A 17,636-nucleotide genomic window follows, 5' to 3' on the forward strand; every position below is an offset into this window, starting at 1 on the left:
TCAATTTCGTTCATGAATCGGCCCACTTTTCTCCCGCAACATTCCACCTGCTTTTCCTGAAAAGACACCTAGAATCTCACTAAACAAACTCATTGCGATTTCCTCGGGAGTATTGGCGCCTATTTCCAACCCACAAGGGGCATAAATTCTATGTAATTCTTCATTTGAGAACTCAACTCCATTTGCTTTGAATTCTCCAATCATCTTGTCAAAACGTTTTCTTGGACCTAAAGAAGCGATATATGGGGAAGGAGTCTTTATCAGCTGCTGCAAATTCGCATAATCGGTTTTATAATCATGTGCCATAAGTATGATTGCGGTACGGTGGTCTATTTCAGGACGTGCTTCGCCATCTTTCAAGTATATGTTTTTTACTGATTGTAACTTTTCCTTCTTCAGTTTTTGAACATTACCTACCAGGCTCACATCCCAATCCATCAGATTTGCCATTTCCAGCATCGGATAGACATCGTAATTATCTCCGTAAATCGCCAGATGAAATTGTGGTGGAATTAATTCTATAAAAACACTCGCATTTACACCTTCTTCCTCAAAATGATAGGTTTTGGATTTTTTCTTTTCTAGTACGTCTCGAATTTTATCCTGAAGAAAATTTCGTAAACCGTCATGTTGGCAATCTTCCAAGGAGGCGGAATCCTTATCATAGTAGAAACTTCTTCCAAGAGGGATGGCGTCAATTTCCTTATTTAAAGCTGTTACCGTGGCGATGATATGTTCCCCCCTATCGGAAACACATTTTTGAAGCATCTCTAAGGTAGTAGAATTTTCGGAAATTGGGGATATCAAAACGTCGATGACTCCGTTGCAGCCCAAGCCTACGCCTATTTCGTTTTCTTTAGAAGTATCATAGGTCACAATGGAAGGTTGTTGTTTAAGAATGGCTATTTGAGAACGTTGTAAAGCATCTCCCTCCAAACATCCTCCACTGATTCCTCCCTCAAAAACACCTGATTCAAAAACAAGCATTCTTGCCCCTTCCCGCCGATATGAGGATTCCTCCACGCGAACCACCTGCGCAATGGCACATTTTTCCCCAGAGGCTTTTAAAGAATTATAAAGTTGAAGTATAGATTTGATTTCTTTCATGTTCTCGAGAGGTCTTTTTCTTTTTCGCAATAACCCCTCTAATATATCTAAAATAGCTATATTGAATGTTCAAATTGCGGAGAAAGATTATGAAAGACTCTTTTAACAGAGAAATAGACTATGTACGCATTGCCGTAACGGACCGCTGTAATTTGCGCTGCTTTTATTGTATGCCTGCAGAAGGTATTCCATATGAACCAAAAGCCCATCTGCTTAGCTATGAGGAAATTACTCGTTTGCTAAGAGTTTTAGGGGGACTCGGTTTTAAGAAAGTCCGGTTTACTGGTGGAGAACCTTTTCTACGCAAAGACTTCATGCAATTGTTGGAAAATACTGCTGGTTTGGATGACTTTGAATCCATTCATATTACGTCAAACGGAACCCTTTTACAAAAACATATTCCGAAATTGAAAGAATTGGGCATTACCAAAATCAACCTCAGCATTGATTCATTGGATAAGGAACGCTTTCATAAAATCACACGTCGTGATGACTTTGAAAAAGTAATGCAGACCTTTCATATGCTAATTGATAACGGATTTAAAATCAAGTTGAATGCGGTTATCATGAAAGGCATTAATACCCAAGATATTATTCCTTTAGCAGAGCTTGCTAAGGATTATCCTGTGGATGTTCGCTTTATTGAAGAAATGCCCTTTAATGGCGGATACAAGGAAAATATAGAAATGTATTCTGCTCGAGATATTCATGCGGATTTAAATGCACATTATTCGAATTTAGAAAAGATTCCGAGTAAACATGGAGATACTGCTAATTTACTTTCCGTTACCGGATACAAAGGAAATATTGGCGTAATCGCAGCCTTCTCAAGAACCTTTTGCAATACTTGTAATCGACTACGGATTTCTTCCAAAGGAGAAATCAAAAGTTGTTTGTACGACGATGGTGTTTTCAATATCCGTGATTATATGCGTTCTGGAGTTACAGAAAATGAATTGGCGGATAAGTTCCGTGAAATTGTTCGGTTGAAACCAAAAGACGGATTTGAAGCTGAAAAAATGCGCAAAGCTCCGAAGGAAGCAATGCAGAGTATGAGCAGTATTGGGGGGTGAAACAGTTGGCAGTTGGCAGTTGGCAGTTGGCAAAAGAAGAAAATTGAATACCGTTTTAAAAATTAGCTGAAAGCTAAAAGCTAAAGGCTAACAGCTAAAAAAATGAATAACACTTTTATCCCATACGAAAAAGCCCTTTCGATTTTAGCAGAACACAAAGGTGATTTCCCAATAGAATCAAGAAATTTAGAAAACTGCATTGGTGCCTACCTTGCGGAAGACTTAGTAGCTGACCGCGACTTTCCTCCTTTCGATCGAGTCACTATGGATGGTATTGCCATTGTCTATTCCACATTCGAATCTGGAAAAAGAGATTTCCATATCGAAGACACCGCCGCTGCAGGGACTTCTCAAAAAACACTTACAGACACTTCGAATTGCATCGAAGTAATGACGGGTGCAATAATGCCAAACGGAGTTGATACGGTAATTCGCTATGAAGACCTAACGATTGAAGATAAAAAAGCTACTATCAATCTTGATGCCTTAAAGTACAAACAAAATGTACATTTTAAAGGAATCGATATTGCTAAAGGCACGGTTATAGTTCCTAAAGGGCAACAACTATCAAGTGCTGAAATCAACATTGCCGCTGCTGTTGGAAAGGCTACTCTTCAAGTACGCAAGATGCCCAAGGTGGTTATATTTTCTACTGGAGATGAGTTGGTGCCTGTTGACCAGATTCCCAAATTACATCAAATAAGAAGGTCAAACATCTACGGAATTCAGGCTACCCTAAAAGAATGGGGAGTCCCCGCTGAATTGAAACATTTGGCTGATGACAAATCAGAAATGCTTCAGGTTATCTCAAAAGCCTTGGAGGAATTTGACCTATTTATTTTTACAGGAGGCGTATCCAAAGGTATATTTGATTACCTACCCGATGTATTAGAAGAACTTAAAGTCAGGAAGCATTTTCATAAAATTCAACAACGTCCCGGGAAGCCTTTTTGGTTTGGTAGCAATACCAATGGAAAAAAGATTTTTGCGCTTCCGGGGAATCCGGTTTCTTCTTTTGTTTGTGTGTATATGTATTTGCGATTTTGGTTACAAAAATCCTTAGGAATAGAACCCGAAACCCTTTACGTGAAGCTGAAAAACGATGTGGAATTCAAACCAGATTTGGTCTATTTTTTAGAAGCAACTTTGGAAAGTCAATCGGATGGAAGTTTAGTTGCTGAAGCCATAAAAGGAAATGGTTCTGGCGATTTCGCAAATCTCGTAAAAACTGACGGATTTTTAATATTACCGCAAAATAAAAGCCAATTTTTTGCGAATGAGGTTTATCCTTTCGTATCTTATCGAACGAAATGGTAATCCCCTTCAATGGAAATCACAAAGACAGGCTGTTGTAAAAGCAAGCTGCAAACCACTAAAAAAGTGGAAGCGGCAAATGGCTCTATGTCCTTCCTTTCTACTGTTTTATTGATTCTTATTCCGAAGTGTCCGCTTTGTATGACCGCCTATATGAGTGCTATGGTGCTCTTCTTTGATATCGAGTATGGTACACTTGTGCCAGTTTTACTGCATACAAAACCGGTAATGGGACTTCTGATTATCACAATGATTCTGATGAATCGAAAAGATAAAAGAACTCTTGTCTCTTTAGCTATTTCAGGTATTGCTCTAGCCTTTTTAGTTTTAAAAACTTATTTCAACATCGCAGTATTCATGCCTGACTGGCTAATCTATATTGCATTTATCTTCGCCATTTGGTATAATGGTAACTTTCAATATTTCTATCGATTTATCCGATTTGGAAGGAAAGGTGAGGTAGTCTCCTAGTTATTTAACAAATTCAATCTTACTCCATTTTGAAGGCATATGCGTATCGTAAATACCATGACTATTCAATGCCATCGCAGGATGCGGTTGTACTTCTATTCCGCTTAACATCAGCTTTTGAAACCTTCCGATAAACATACTCCATATATCACCATCAGAGGGAGGAATTGTTCTTCCGTTTGCTAAAATCTTCAAGCTTTCCCAGGGAATGGCAATTTCTAAACTCCATCCTTTATCTACGTCGCTATTGTCATTTAGAGTTCCGTCTAACTTGACCGCGGTTTCTAGACCTTCCATATCAAAATCAGTAAAGGCCCATCGTATTCCGCGTGGATTGGTACCTTTCCAGAAGGAAGCGCCTGTACGGTCATAATCCCCTCCAAAGGTATAGGCATCTCTCTGATGTACATCAAATTGTTGAATATCAAACTTACCTCCTTTTTGATAAGCATCTTTCCAAATAAAAAATACCTCATAAATCGTATTCGCTGCATTCACCTCAAGTTCATAATAGCAATCGCCCCCATCAATAAAGATTTCCAAATCATTTTCTAAAAAAATGATACTATCACGCTCTGTCAATTTAGCCTCTAAAAAAGGCTCTTCTGCATCGAAGGCAAAGTAAAGATGGGAATCATTCCAAAGCATTGCAGACTGGGTATTATACATTCCCAAATCACCAGTTACCATATCTACAAAGCGTTTGCTCCATGTGGCATTCTTCCATATTGGTTTATCGATGTTGCCATCAATCTCTATTTGCTCATTTATTTTCTGAGCTTTATAATCTACTTTCATAGTAAAGAATTTATTTTAAAACGCTAACTGCAAGCCATTTATCAATAGCACCCGAATACCAACTAGAAGTACTAAAATTGCAGTAACAACCTTGATACCATTACCAGTAAGTTTACTTAAACTTAGACGGACACCTATTTGCCCTCCAATAAAAACTGCAAGCACAAGTCCAGCCCCTTCTATCCATGGGAATTCAAAAGTACCTTTTGTCAATAAACCTCCGACGCTAGATGCCGAATTTACCAGAATGAAAAAGCTTGCCAATGCCGCTATTTTTATGGATTTATCCCATTTCATATGATGGAGAACAGGAGCTAAAAAGATGCCTCCACCAATACCAACAAGTCCCGATAGTAATCCGATTCCTGCTCCCAATAAATAGGTAACATATGGTGGGTAATTTGGATTTACTTCCTCTGATTTACTTCCCTTGAACGTTTGGTAAATCAAAGCCAAAGAAGAAATGATTAAGGCTGCCCCGAGAATAATAAAAAAAGTACTTTCGGACAATCGGAATCGTGCCCCTAAAAAAGCCAAAGGAATACTGGTTACTATAAAGGGGAGAAATTTTTTAAAGTCTAGATGCCCCTTTTTCCAATAGAGGTAACTACTCCCAGAGACAACAACGAGATTACAAATTAGAGCAGTACTTCGGATAGCAAAGAAACTAACAAAAACCAAAGCTAAAAGTGCCAAATAACTTGAACCTCCGCCAAAACCTACGGATGAGTATAGAGTAGCAATGACTAAAAAGCCAAGCATTAACAATACAAGTTCGGGAACGGTTAGGAGCATGCAGCCAAATACTGGTTTAGGCCTCCTAAAATACTAAAAAGAGAACTTTCAGGATGTTTCTCTTTTAATTGTCTGAAGGCAGTTTCGCTGCGCTTTCCTGATTGACATAACAAATAGACGGGAATCGAAAAATTAATTTTATCCGAATTGGTTTCCAAGCTATCTAATGGAATGTGTATTGACTCAGGAATGTGATAATTTTCATATTCCTCAATTGTTCGCACATCAATTATTTGAGCCTTATCAGATAATAGATTTTGAAGTTCATCTGCGGAAACGTTAGGAATAATTTCACAAGGGTCATTCCATTCATAAAAATCTTGAAGCTTTTTACGCTTTCGATTTTCGGAGTTTAATTTGAATTTTATTTTTTGATAGGATTGTTGGAGTCCGTCAAAGATTAAAAGCTTTCCTGAGAGTACTTCACCTATTCCTACGATTACTTTTACTGCTTCTAGAGCTTGGAGATTTCCTATGATTCCTGGAATGATTCCTAGAACGCCATGCTCATTACAATTCGGCACTTCATTTTCCTTTGGCATTTGAGGAAAGAGGCAGCGATAGGTTGGTCCGCCTTTGTAATTGAAAACACTCACTTGACCTTCATAGCCGTGTAACGCGCCATAGACAAAAGGTTTGTTTAGAATCACGCAAGCATCATTTACCAAATAACGTGTCGGAAAGTTATCCGAAGTATCGACTACAACATCATAATCCGTTATAATTTCAATTGCGTTTTTAGTGGTTAAAAAAGTATTGTAAACGACAATCTCACCATCTGGATTTTGCGCCATGAGTTTCTTAAGGGCCGCAATTACTTTGGATTCTCCAATATCACCCTCGTCATACAGTACTTGACGATGTAAATTCGTTATGGAAACAACATCATTGTCCACAATGCCTATTTTTCCAACTCCCATGGCGTTGAGATAAGTCAGAACAGGGACCCCAAGTCCGCCAGCACCAATAACCAAAATCTTAGCTTTTACCAGTTTTTTTTGACCTTCAAGGCCAAATCCCTTGAGGATTGTCTGTCGTGTGTAGCGCTCTTGGTTCATTTGTCTAATATAGTAAAAAGGGAGGTGGTCTTTATCAAGATTTTCCTAAACTGAAATCGGTTCCAATTTGATAACTTCGTCTTATGGGGTATATTCTTAAAAATAAAAATCTGGAAGTTCAAATCGACTTTCCTAATGAAAATTATGGTTTCTCAAGATTTGACTGGACAGGAAAAATTACGAATATAAAATTCAAAAATATTCAATTAACAAGCATTGAAGACCCTAATTTCCAAAATCAAAATCTTTTAGGAAAAGGGCTTTATAATGAATTTGGAATTGAAACCGCTCTAGGTTTCGATGAAGCTGAAATTGGTGAGTGGTTTCATAAAATTGGTGTAGGATTACTGAAAAAAGAAGATGAAAACTACGAGTTTCATAAACCATATAAAATTAAACCCGCTAAATTTCGAACTTGGACGGATAGAAATCGAGTACTTATTCATTGTGTTTCTCCGGTTGCTAACAGATATTCGTACGAATTGCGTAAAGAAATTGAATTACAAGAAACTAGTCTTACAATCAATTATTCCTTAAAGAACACTGGCAAGAAAACAATTCAGACTAATGAATACGTCCATAATTTTATGGCTATTAACAATGATTCCATAGGAGACATTTTTAGATTAAGCTTTCCTTTCGATTTAAAGCCCAAACTTTTTGGTGAGACCGTGAATCCTGAAATGGCAGTATCTGTTGGTGAAAAAGAAGTTGCCTCCAATGCCCCTCCAAATGAGCAATTCTTCTTTAGCGACCTATCCGGAGGAAAAAGTGTGCCAGCCGCTTGGGAACTCCTGCACTTAAAATCCAAAGTTGGGATTCGAGAAAAGACCAGTTTCCAAACGAATAAAATAAATCTTTGGGGCTGGAAACATGTTATTAGTCCAGAATTATTCTTTGAAATAAGTATCGCACCCAACGAAACAAAGGAATGGACTCGAACGTATGAATTTTTTCAAATTTAAATTTCTAAGCTAATTTCTCAAGAGCTTCCTTGTATTCCTCCTCCGAATTAGCATTCAAGAGAACACTTTCATTCCCAGGAAAAACCAACTTCGTATCATGATTGATTAGAAACTTTCTTGGGCAAGTTCCTACGCCACTTTCCAAATAAGCAAGAGAATCTTCAAAAGCATGTGGTTCCCAAATAGCACATAAAGGTTCTGGTAAAGGATTTTCTTTGAGCGCAAAGGCAGTTGCCTGTGTGCTATTATCTCTTTGGGCAATCAATTCCTTCAAAGCACCTAAATCCATCAATGGGAGATCACAAGCGAGGACTAACCAAGCCGCTTCTGGATGTTTCTTATGTGCGGATAAAAGTCCATTATATGGGCCTCTGAATTCATTTAAATCAACAATGGTTTGCATTCTTGAGGGTAATTCGGCTTGCTGCTCTTCGCGTAAACTAATAAAAGTTTCTTCGCACACCTCACTCAACAAATCATACAAATATTCGCGTTGCGGGACCCCATGATATTTTATTAAACCCTTATCGGTGCCCATTCGGGTGCTCTTTCCTCCGGATAAAACGAGTCCGTATAGCTTAGCGATTGAAGTCATTCTTCCCTCCTGTTTTTTGTTCTAATTGTACTTCTGAAATTTTAATGTCGTGCGAAAGTGCTTTGCACATATCGTAAATGGTTAAGGCACTTACTGATACACCCGTTAAGGCTTCCATCTCAACTCCCGTTTGTTCGTTGCACTTTACTATGCAAACTATTTGCAAGGCATTATCAACTGGGGTAATATCTATCTGTATTTTAGAAAGATTGATTTGATGACAAAGAGGAATCAGCTCTGAAGTTTTTTTAACGGCCTGTATTCCAGCAATGACTGCTGTTTGAATGATGCTTCCCTTTTTTCCTAGAAAATCATCCGCAGAAAGTTGTGCAAAAATAGCTGAAGGAAAATGTACTTTTCCTGAGGCAATTGCTGTTCTGACCGTGACTTGTTTCTTTGAAACGTCGACCATGGATGCGTTGCCGGATTCGTCTATGTGTGAGAGTGTTTTTTTCATTTACAATATTTCAACAAAGGTGTTCCTAGGTTCTCGACTCCACTCGAAGTGACAGTTCAGTTAGTTTTGTGTTGTATTTTTTATGGATGCGCTGAAACCCAAACTGTTTTGTTTTCAAACATTTCCTTTTTCCAGATGGGAACGGTCTCTTTTAAGGTGTCGATTAAATAGCGACAGGCTTCAAAACAAGCATCGCGATGTGCGGAAGAAGCCCCGACAACGACTACCGGCTCTTCCACTTTTTTGAGTCCGACCGCATGGCGGATAATTACTTTATTGAGATTCCACTTTTCAACAGCATCCGAAGCAATTTTATCCATTTCTTTGATTGCCATCTTCTTATAGGTTTCGAATTCCAAGGATACTACTTCTTCCCCCTGGGTAAATTCACGCACTGTGCCAACAAAAACACAAATACCTCCACTTTGTGCATCGGATAATTCCGTGAACACTTGGGAGGTATCTATTATATCTACTATTTCTATTATCTTTTTATCCACCGCTTACAGGGGGAATAATGGCTATTTCATCATTCCGGTTTAAAGATACATCATCCGCTGCATATTCGCTATTCACAGCAATCGCCAATGAAGACAATTTGCTGAACTCAGGATATGTCTCTGAAATTATCTGTTTCAATTCAGAAACGGAAGTCGGAATTTTATCTGTTTCCGAAAACTCCAATTGAGAGTTGCCAACAATATCCCTAGCTATTCCAAAAAGTAATACTTCCATAGGCTATCCTAAAATTGGTTTAGAAGCCATATTGGTCGCAAACGGCTGCTTGTACATACGGTTTCCTGTTGCTTTTTTCATTGCGATAGCTACGGCCGCTCCTGCTGGAGGTAAAGTCGGTTCACCCAATCCTGTCGGGCTCAATGTATTTTTCACAAAATGCGTTTCAACTATCGGTGTTTCATTCATTCGAATCAAACGATACTTGTCATAATTACTCGCTGTCGGCATTCCGTTTTCAAAACCAAAATCTCCATACATCGAATGTCCCACTCCATCAATAGCTCCTCCTTCAATTTGGTTTTTAGCACCTAACGGATTTACAACAATTCCGCAATCCACCGCAACCGTAATCTTTTTGACCACAGGTTTATTCCCTTCCATAACAACATCAGCAACCTCAGCTACGTGAGTGTTGTGGCAATAGTAAGCACAAACTCCCTGAAAAACTCCATCCTTAGGAGTCCGATATCCTGACTTTTCTACGGCTAATTTCAATACGTCTTGCAAGCGTTCCGCAGAATACTGTATTCTATCGTCCGTTGTTCCTTTCACTTTCTCCAACATATCCAATCGCATTTGAACTGGGTCTTTGCCCAAATCTTCGGCCAACTCATCTAAAAAAGTCTGCTCTGCAAAGGAAAGGAAATTGGTATACGGCGCACGCCATGCTCCAGTAGTAATATTACTGTCGTACTTCGCAACATCTACTTGATAATTAGCAATAGCGCCTGCAGGGAAGAAATTCGGAATTAATCCGTACATATTGCTTCCTACAGCGGCCTCTTTTAAGTGATAACCTGTAATCTCTCCATCTTTAAGTGATGCTGCAATACGATATTTAATTGCGGGGCGATAAACGCCAGTCGTCATATCATCTTCACGCGTTGAAACCATTTTGACCGGTTTGCGAATCTTATCAGATATTTCGGCAGCTTCATATACAAAATCTCCGTACAATCTTCTTCCGAAACCACCACCCATTCGGGTCATTTCTAAGCGAATATCTTTTTCATCACGCTCCAATAAAGCAGCAACGGCAATAGCAGCGGAAGCCGGAGTTTGTACCGGACCTACCAAATGTATTTTTGAGTCCGTTACATCTGCATAAAAATTCATGGGCTCCATACAATTATGGGGCAAGAACGGAGACTCATAGGTGCGTTCGATAACTTTATCGGCTTGTTTGAAAGCTTTCTTTACATCACCATCTTTTCTCAGATTGGTAAAATCTTTACCGTCTAGTAAATCTCCTAAAATTTTATCATGAGCTTGTGTACTTTCAAGAGGTGTCTTATCACTCCAAGTTGCTTTCAAGGCTTTTTTTCCTTTGATAGCAGACCATGTATTTTCGGCAATGACGACTACCTTTTCACTAGGAGCTAAGCGAACCGACCAGTTTCCTTTTCCTGCTTCCATCATCTTCATGGCCTTCTCGCCTATTTTGACTACATCAATCACTCCGGCTACAGCTTTTGCCTCACTATCGTCATAAGATTCTAGAACTTGACCGAAAGCCGGTGGACGTAAAACCGAAGCATAGACCATACCTTCTGTCTTATAATCCAATCCGAACAATGGCTTTCCTGTAATGATTTTATCGATGTCAACATTGCCAACATCAGTTCCAATTAAAGTGTAGTCTTTTGGGTCTTTTAAAGCGATAGTTTCCGCAGGTGCTTCTTCACCTTCCGCCAAAGACTCAATTAGAGCTTTTCTTTTTGCTGCTCTTTCTGTTTCCAAAACGGCAGCTTCATCAACAACATCTCCGTATCCTAAAGTTTCTCCTTTAGCATTCGTAATCACACCTTGCTTTGCGGAGCACTCGGAAGCATCAACACCCCATTTTGCCGCTGCGGCATTGACCAGCATTTGACGGGCAAAAGCTCCGGTTTGGCGGAGTGCATCCCATCCAAAGCGAATGGACTGACTACCACCGGCTACTTGACGCACGTAGTTTTGAGTATCAAGAACGCCTTGTACCACATTTACATTTTCCCAAGGCACATCCAATTCTTCGGCAATTACCATTGGCATAGAGGTTTTCACACCCTGCCCTATTTCAGGATTAGGAGAAAATAAAGTCACCATGCCTTCTTTAGATATCTTTATAAAGGCATTAAAATCGTTATAGTTCAGTTTGGAAATATCCACCGGCATCTTCACAGTGTCTTTACAGGCTGTGAAGAAATTAAAACCGATAAGCATTCCACCACTTGCAAGTGAAGAAGTTCTTAAGAAAGACCTTCTGCTAAATTTCGTTTGTATTTTGCTTGACATGATTTTTGATGTTTACGGTTAGGCCATTTTCTTTTCAGCTGCCATTGCTACAGCATTTTCAATACGATTGTAAGAAGCACATCGGCAGATATTACCGTGCATCGCATTCCGGATTTCTTCCTTTGAAGGATTTGGATTCTTCTCTAAGAAAGCTGAAGCAGTCATAATTTGACCAGCCTGACAATACCCACATTGTGGAACGTCTATTGCCTTCCAAGCTTCTTGAACAGGATGTGAGCCATCATCTGATAGTCCTTCAATAGTTGTAATTTCTTTTCCGTCTAATTGTGAAATTTGTAGTTGACAACTGCGGGTAGCGTTACCGTCTACATGAACGGTACATGCGCCACATTGTCCTATTCCGCAGCCAAATTTGGTGCCTACCATATCTAATTGGTCGCGTAGCGCCCACAGTAATGGTGTGTCTTCAGCAGCCTCAATAGATTGAGAACTACCATTAATTTTCAGATTGTACGTTGGCATTTTCTTTATGTGTTGGGTTCGTGAATTTTATAAATGCAATTCCCGCAAAGCGGAAGAAATAAGTTCCAATATTCTGACTTTGTTTTAAAAGATTCCGGCCTACCCCGGAATGACAATTAAATGGCTATTTAAAACAAAAGCCCCTGCCATGAGCAAGAGCTTCTAAATTACGGAAAAATAAGTACCATGTGTTTTTCGCCGGACTTTTTTTAACCTTTTTTTAAGTTAAAGGTTATTCGGTTTTACCATTGACGATTTTTGCTTTCTCAGGTTTTAAGAAAAAGTCCACCTCCATAGGAGATTCACTAAGCGTTACATTTTCAAATTGTAGTGGCTCTCTAGCTGCTTTTATCGTTCTTCCCTCGTACTCATGCCATGTGAGTGATTTTGGTAATACTAACCCACCAATATTCATCCAATCGTTGTAGCGAATCCATTTTATGTTATCAGATTTTTCGCCGCTTCTAAAGGTTACGGTATAACCCAACCATTCCATTTGATACGTGTCCGGATTATAGTGAATAAAATATTCATCTTTTGGAGAGATACCTACACCGTCATTATAGCTGATTCGAATACCGGGATAGGTTTTTCCTTCAAATTCCAAAGCCTCTACCTCAGAATAGTTGATTCCGTCATCTGCCAGCACAAATGGCATGGCATAGAAGTAAAACATCAGATTATGATAAAAGACGGCATCGCCTTTGTAAGCACCCTTTTCCTCAAGCAACCAAATAGTTTCACCATCAGAACCCATTGAAGTGTTAGGCATTTCTATTTTTTCGTCTCTTGACCGCAAGTCAATAGTATGTTTTTCAGTATTCTCTGGCTTGGGAATTTCAAAAGAAAGCGTTCTTTTGCTATTCCAAGCTTCAAGTCCACCATGTGCTTCAAAAATTTTCTGAAGAGATTCGGGGTGCATTGAATCATTAATCTCAGCTACCTTTTCAGGTACTTCAGACTCAGTTTTCATTTCTTTGGGAGTTTCTTTACAAGCGAAAATTGAAAGGCATAAAAGAGATACTAGTACTAATTTCATGTTTGTTTTTTTAGGTTTTCTACTTCGTCGCAGATGGGGTAATTAAATTACTTTTGTATGAATGAACGAAATTAAAGAAATCAGCAGTCTTCAAAATCCTTTGGTAAAAAAGATTTTGGTTTTAAAGGATAAATCCCGGGAACGGAAAAAAGAAGGCCTTTTCGTTTTAGAGGGGCAACGTGAATTGGAATTAGCCTTAAAAGGTGGATACACAGTAGCTACTTTATTGTTCCATAATGCCCTTATTTCTAAGGAAGAAATTCTACAGATAACAAGTCAGTTGGATTACCAAATCGATTTGATTTCTGTTTCAAAAGAAGTCTATCAAAAAATAGCTTACCGAGAGACTACGGAAGGTTTGATGGCTATAGTACACTCTAAATCTCATGGTTTGGATAAGCTTCAATTAAAGGATAATTCATTAATCCTAGTAGCTGAAGCTCCTGAAAAGCCAGGGAATATTGGCGCTTTGCTACGTACAGCTGACGCTGCGAATTTAGATGCAGTTATCATAGCAAATCCCAAAGGTGATGTCTACAACCCCAATATCATTCGTTCGAGTGTGGGCTGCGTTTTTACCAATCAGATTGCCATCGGAAGTACATCCGAAGTAATAGAATTTTTGAAAAGCCAAAATATTGATATGTACTGCGCTGCGCTTACCGCTTCTGAAAGTTACACCAAAATAGATTTCAAAAAAGCAGCTGCGATAGTTGTTGGTACGGAAGCAACAGGACTCACCCAAGAATGGCTCGACAACTCCACCCAAAATATCATCATACCCATGCGCGGCGAAATCGATTCAATGAATGTATCGGTATCTGCTGCAATTGTTATCTTTGAAGCCTTACGACAAAGAGGTTTTTAGAAAATTCTTTGTCGTAATCCATACCACCAAACCGTAAACAACTACTAAATTGAATATTTTATTCTTTACCATAATTGCTATTCTTGTACTCCAATTTTTGGTTGAGACCATTTTGGACTATTTCAACGCTCAACATTACGGAGACCCTATTCCGGAAGCCCTAGAAGATGTTTTTGATGCGGGAGAATATCAGAAATCTCAAGAATATCAAAAGACAAACTATCGGTTCGGATTCGTAAGTTCTCTCTTTTCAATTGTCTTAACATTAGGGTTTTTATTACTAGGCGGATTCGAATGGGCTGACCAGTTGGCAAGAAGTTTTAGCAGTAATGATATTGTAATCACGCTAATTTTCTTCGGAATTTTGACTATTGGAAGTGATATTCTAACCACTCCATTTTCCTATTACCAAACCTTTGTCATTGAAGAACGTTTTGGTTTCAACAAATCGACGATAAAGCTTTTCTTTATTGACAAGCTAAAGGGATGGCTCATGATGGCAATTCTTGGTGGCGGTGTAATTACCCTCGCTATGTGGTTTTATAAGTGGGCTGGTCCTAACTTTTGGTTACATGTTTGGGGTTTGGTTACGGTCATCATTGTCTTTATGAATTTGTTTTACAGCAAACTGATTGTCCCCCTGTTCAACAAACAAACGCCCTTAGAAGAAGGAAGTCTTAAAAGCAAAATCGAAAATTATGCAAATAAGGTTGGCTTTGAACTTAAAAATATATTTGTAATTGACGGTTCAAAAAGATCCACTAAAGCAAATGCATATTTCTCTGGTTTTGGAAAGGAAAAGAGAGTTACACTATATGATACCCTTATAAAGGATTTAGATGAAGAAGAAATCGTCGCCGTTCTTGCTCATGAGGTTGGGCACTACAAGCGCAAACATATCATCTTCAATTTAACAGCTTCCGTTTTGGTTCTGGGTTTCACCTTATTCATTTTATCCCTGTTTATAAATAATCCCGAAGTCTCAAAAGCAATTGGAGTTTCTCAACCTAGTTTTCATGCCGCTCTAATAGGATTTGGAATATTGTACAGTCCCATATCTGAATTGACATCCTTGGTGATGAATTTCCTCTCTAGAAAATTCGAATATCAAGCTGACGATTATGCGAAAGACACTTTTGCAGCTGAACCTCTGATTACTTCCCTTAAAAAGCTTTCCAAAAATAGCTTGAGCAACTTAACACCCCACCATGCTTACGTTTTTATGCACTATTCTCACCCTCCGCTTATTCAACGAATAAAGAACCTTCTGGTGTGATTTTTGTTGTGTAGTAGCTGAGATTGTCCTATTTTTAATATGGAATGACGCAGGTTGCTATAGAACAAGAAAATAAAGAAATTGCCAAGCAGTATAAAGAACTGCTTCGCATTAGCTATCAGACACTGTCAGATGATGACAAGGTCTTGATACGTTCTGCTTTTGAAGTTGCTGTTGATGCGCATAAAAATCAACGGCGAAAATCAGGAGAAGCCTATGTGTTTCACCCTATCGCAGTTGCTAAAATTGTAGCCTCTGAAATCGGACTTGATGCCACATCTATTGCTTCCGCACTACTTCATGATGTTGTTGAAGACACCGAATATACTTTAGATGATATTGACCGAATGTTTGGTGAAACCGTTGCCAGAATCGTTGACGGACTTACCAAAATTGCCGGCTTAAAAAAAGACATGAGCACTTCGCAGCAGGCGGAGAACTTTCGAAAAATGTTGCTCACGCTTCATGATGATGTTCGTGTAATTATCATAAAGATTGCAGACCGTTATCACAACATGCTTACGATGGATTCTATGCCTGAGCACAAACAAGTTAAGATAGCATCGGAAACTTTATACATCTATGCTCCCTTAGCACATAGAATCGGCCTTTACAACATAAAAACAGAATTAGAAGACCTCAGCCTAAAATATACGGAACCTGAAGTATATAAAGATATCTACGACAAAATCGAGGACTCCAAAGAGGACCAACAAGAGTATATTGATTCCTTTTCGGGAGTTATCGATAAATCCCTCAAGAAAGAAAAGCTTAATTATACGATTAAGGGACGGATGAAGTCCATATTCTCTATTCGTAAAAAAATGAAGGCACAAAATGTAGCTTTCAACGAGATTTATGACAAGTTTGCCATTCGGATAATTTATAAATCCGATGAGAAAAATGAGAAGTTTTTAGCATGGAAAATATATTCTATTGTAACAGATCATTTTACTCCAAACCCAGTCCGATTAAGAGATTGGATTTCCTCTCCGAAATCTACAGGTTACGAGGCCTTGCACATCACTGTTATGGGGCCAAAAGGCAGGTGGGTAGAAGTACAAATTCGAAGTGAGCGCATGCACGAAATTGCTGAAAAAGGCTATGCGGCGCATTTTAAATACAAACACGGCGATCAAAAAGAACAGGGAATTGACATCTGGTTAAACAAATTACAAGAGGCCTTAGAAAGTTCAACTACCAATGCCGTTGACTTTGTTGAAGAATTCAAGTTAAACCTATACTCAAAAGAAATCTTTGTTTTCACACCGAATGGTGAATTGAAATCCCTCCCGAAAGGAGCAACTCCCTTAGATTTTGCGTTCAACATTCATACAGAAGTCGGAATGCGTACTCGAGGGGCAAAAGTTAATGGAAAATTAGTCCCGCTCAACACTACTCTGCACAGTGGTGATCAAGTTGAAATAATGACTTCTGAACAGGCAAAACCGAACCAAAACTGGTTAGATTATGCCACTACAGCTAGGGCACGTGCAAAAATTAAATCCTCTTTACGTGAGGAGAAAAAATCTGTCGCAGAAGATGGAAAAGAAATTCTAAGAAGAAAATTAAAATCACAAAAAATCACCTTGAATGAAGATAGTGTGAATAAGATGGTGATTTTCTTCAAACTAAAAACTAGCCTTGATCTTTTCTACCGTGTGGGTATTGGTGCTATTGACAACCAGATGCTCAAGGACTTTGCCTCCTCTTACAACAACGCCTTTATCAGTTTCTTCAAGAACAAGATTCGCAGAAGTCCCGTTCCTGAAGATATCGACAAAGATGAAATTACTTCCAAATACGATTTGCTTGTTTTTGGGAAGGAAGAAGAAAAGCTAGATTACAAATTGTCGCAATGTTGCAACCCAATTCCCGGTGATGATGTATTCGGATTTGTAAGCGTTAATGAGGGAATTAAAGTGCATAAAAAGAACTGTCCGAATGCTATTTCCCTGCAATCAAACTACGCCTATCGCATCATGCCCGCCAAATGGATTGATTCTTCACAAGAAGAATTCAAATCTGAAATTAAACTTACGGGTATTGATAATTTAGGACTAGTTAGTAATATCACCGAAATGATATCAGGAAACATGCACGTAAACATGAAAAACATCAATTTTAGTACTGATGGAGGCACATTTACCGGAAGCATTATTGTCGTTGTTAAAAATAAGTCCATTCTCAAAAAATTGATGGACAAACTGAAGCAAATTGAGGGTATCGAAAAAGTGAGTAGAATCTAAGAAAAATCGGGTACTTCGTCATTGTTCACTTTATGTTGATAAAACACCTTTCCACTACTGCAAATTTAGCTGT

The 17,636-nt window shown here is 38.7% G+C and carries 18 protein-coding genes; 7 read left to right on the forward strand and 11 right to left on the reverse strand.

All coding sequences use genetic code 11. The annotated features are described in order from the left end of the window. Positions 1–1,107 carry an XdhC family protein gene (locus ACKWCD_RS05595; protein WP_413982947.1) on the reverse strand — a complete coding sequence of 369 codons (1,107 nt, stop codon included), beginning with the start codon at positions 1,105–1,107 and terminating at the stop codon, positions 1–3. 89 nt (positions 1,108–1,196) lie between these two features. Here ACKWCD_RS05595 and moaA point away from each other — a divergent pair, with 89 nt between their 5' ends. From moaA to ACKWCD_RS05610, 3 genes are all read left to right on the forward strand, one after another. Beyond that, positions 1,197–2,180: a GTP 3',8-cyclase MoaA gene (gene moaA / locus ACKWCD_RS05600; RefSeq protein ID WP_413982948.1), complete on the forward strand. Its 984-nt coding sequence runs from the start codon at positions 1,197–1,199 to the stop codon at positions 2,178–2,180. A 102-nt stretch (positions 2,181–2,282) separates the two neighbouring features. Next, a complete protein-coding gene (locus ACKWCD_RS05605; RefSeq protein WP_413982949.1) occupies positions 2,283–3,497 on the forward strand; it encodes a molybdopterin molybdotransferase MoeA in 1,215 nt (404 codons plus the stop codon). A 9-nt stretch (positions 3,498–3,506) separates the two neighbouring features. Further along, positions 3,507–3,965 (forward strand): hypothetical protein, encoded by a 459-nt coding sequence (locus ACKWCD_RS05610; RefSeq protein ID WP_413982950.1) that lies wholly within the window; start codon positions 3,507–3,509, stop codon positions 3,963–3,965. Here ACKWCD_RS05610 and ACKWCD_RS05615 read toward each other — a convergent pair whose 3' ends face one another. From ACKWCD_RS05615 to ACKWCD_RS05625, 3 genes are read right to left on the reverse strand one after another with little or no spacing between them, the layout of a single operon-like run. Beyond that, positions 3,966–4,763, reverse strand: a complete 798-nt coding sequence (locus ACKWCD_RS05615; protein WP_413982951.1) for a carbohydrate-binding family 9-like protein — start codon at positions 4,761–4,763, stop codon at positions 3,966–3,968. A 15-nt stretch (positions 4,764–4,778) separates the two neighbouring features. Further along, positions 4,779–5,558 (reverse strand): sulfite exporter TauE/SafE family protein, encoded by a 780-nt coding sequence (locus tag ACKWCD_RS05620; protein WP_413982952.1) that lies wholly within the window; start codon positions 5,556–5,558, stop codon positions 4,779–4,781. After that, positions 5,549–6,616, reverse strand: a complete 1,068-nt coding sequence (locus tag ACKWCD_RS05625) for a ThiF family adenylyltransferase (RefSeq protein ID WP_413982953.1) — start codon at positions 6,614–6,616, stop codon at positions 5,549–5,551. Before ACKWCD_RS05625 ends, ACKWCD_RS05620 begins: the two co-directional genes overlap by 10 nt. Positions 6,617–6,699: 83 nt before the next feature. On the opposite strand from ACKWCD_RS05625, the gene ACKWCD_RS05630 reads away from it, so the two are divergent. After that, positions 6,700–7,581, forward strand: a complete 882-nt coding sequence (locus ACKWCD_RS05630; RefSeq protein ID WP_413982954.1) for a hypothetical protein — start codon at positions 6,700–6,702, stop codon at positions 7,579–7,581. A gap of 4 nt (positions 7,582–7,585) precedes the next feature. Here the strand turns inward: ACKWCD_RS05630 and mobA are convergent, their stop codons facing one another. The 7 genes from mobA to ACKWCD_RS05665 form a co-directional block, all read right to left on the reverse strand. Then, positions 7,586–8,176 (reverse strand): molybdenum cofactor guanylyltransferase, encoded by a 591-nt coding sequence (gene mobA, locus ACKWCD_RS05635; RefSeq protein WP_413982955.1) that lies wholly within the window; start codon positions 8,174–8,176, stop codon positions 7,586–7,588. Next, positions 8,160–8,633, reverse strand: coding sequence for a cyclic pyranopterin monophosphate synthase MoaC (gene moaC, locus ACKWCD_RS05640; RefSeq protein ID WP_413982956.1), 474 nt, complete (start codon positions 8,631–8,633; stop codon positions 8,160–8,162). Before moaC ends, mobA begins: the two co-directional genes overlap by 17 nt. A gap of 80 nt (positions 8,634–8,713) precedes the next feature. Further along, a complete protein-coding gene (locus ACKWCD_RS05645; protein WP_413982957.1) occupies positions 8,714–9,133 on the reverse strand; it encodes a molybdenum cofactor biosynthesis protein MoaE in 420 nt (139 codons plus the stop codon). Then, positions 9,126–9,368 carry a MoaD/ThiS family protein gene (locus ACKWCD_RS05650; protein WP_413982958.1) on the reverse strand — a complete coding sequence of 81 codons (243 nt, stop codon included), beginning with the start codon at positions 9,366–9,368 and terminating at the stop codon, positions 9,126–9,128. The genes ACKWCD_RS05645 and ACKWCD_RS05650 overlap by 8 nt, the downstream gene beginning before the upstream one ends. Before the next feature lie 3 nt (positions 9,369–9,371). Then, complete coding sequence (locus ACKWCD_RS05655) at positions 9,372–11,648, reverse strand: xanthine dehydrogenase family protein molybdopterin-binding subunit (protein ID WP_413982959.1); 2,277 nt, start codon at positions 11,646–11,648, stop codon at positions 9,372–9,374. 18 nt (positions 11,649–11,666) lie between these two features. Next, a complete protein-coding gene (locus tag ACKWCD_RS05660; RefSeq protein WP_413982960.1) occupies positions 11,667–12,131 on the reverse strand; it encodes a (2Fe-2S)-binding protein in 465 nt (154 codons plus the stop codon). Positions 12,132–12,363: 232 nt separating this feature from the next. Continuing rightward, complete coding sequence (locus ACKWCD_RS05665; RefSeq protein ID WP_413982961.1) at positions 12,364–13,170, reverse strand: DUF6503 family protein; 807 nt, start codon at positions 13,168–13,170, stop codon at positions 12,364–12,366. A gap of 61 nt (positions 13,171–13,231) precedes the next feature. Here ACKWCD_RS05665 and ACKWCD_RS05670 point away from each other — a divergent pair, with 61 nt between their 5' ends. From ACKWCD_RS05670 to ACKWCD_RS05680, 3 genes are read left to right on the forward strand one after another with little or no spacing between them, the layout of a single operon-like run. Continuing rightward, positions 13,232–14,038, forward strand: coding sequence for a TrmH family RNA methyltransferase (locus tag ACKWCD_RS05670; protein WP_413982962.1), 807 nt, complete (start codon positions 13,232–13,234; stop codon positions 14,036–14,038). Positions 14,039–14,087: 49 nt separating this feature from the next. After that, the gene (locus ACKWCD_RS05675) at positions 14,088–15,314 is read left to right on the forward strand and encodes a M48 family metallopeptidase (protein WP_413982963.1); all 1,227 of its coding nucleotides are present in this window, start codon (positions 14,088–14,090) and stop codon (positions 15,312–15,314) included. 44 nt (positions 15,315–15,358) lie between these two features. After that, entirely contained in the window at positions 15,359–17,563 is a 2,205-nt protein-coding gene (locus ACKWCD_RS05680; protein ID WP_413982964.1) for a RelA/SpoT family protein, read from the forward strand. The last annotated feature ends 73 nt before the right edge of the window (positions 17,564–17,636 follow it).

It is taken from the genome of Maribacter taeanensis (assembly GCF_047345145.1).
GTDB lineage: Bacteria > Bacteroidota > Bacteroidia > Flavobacteriales > Flavobacteriaceae > Maribacter_C.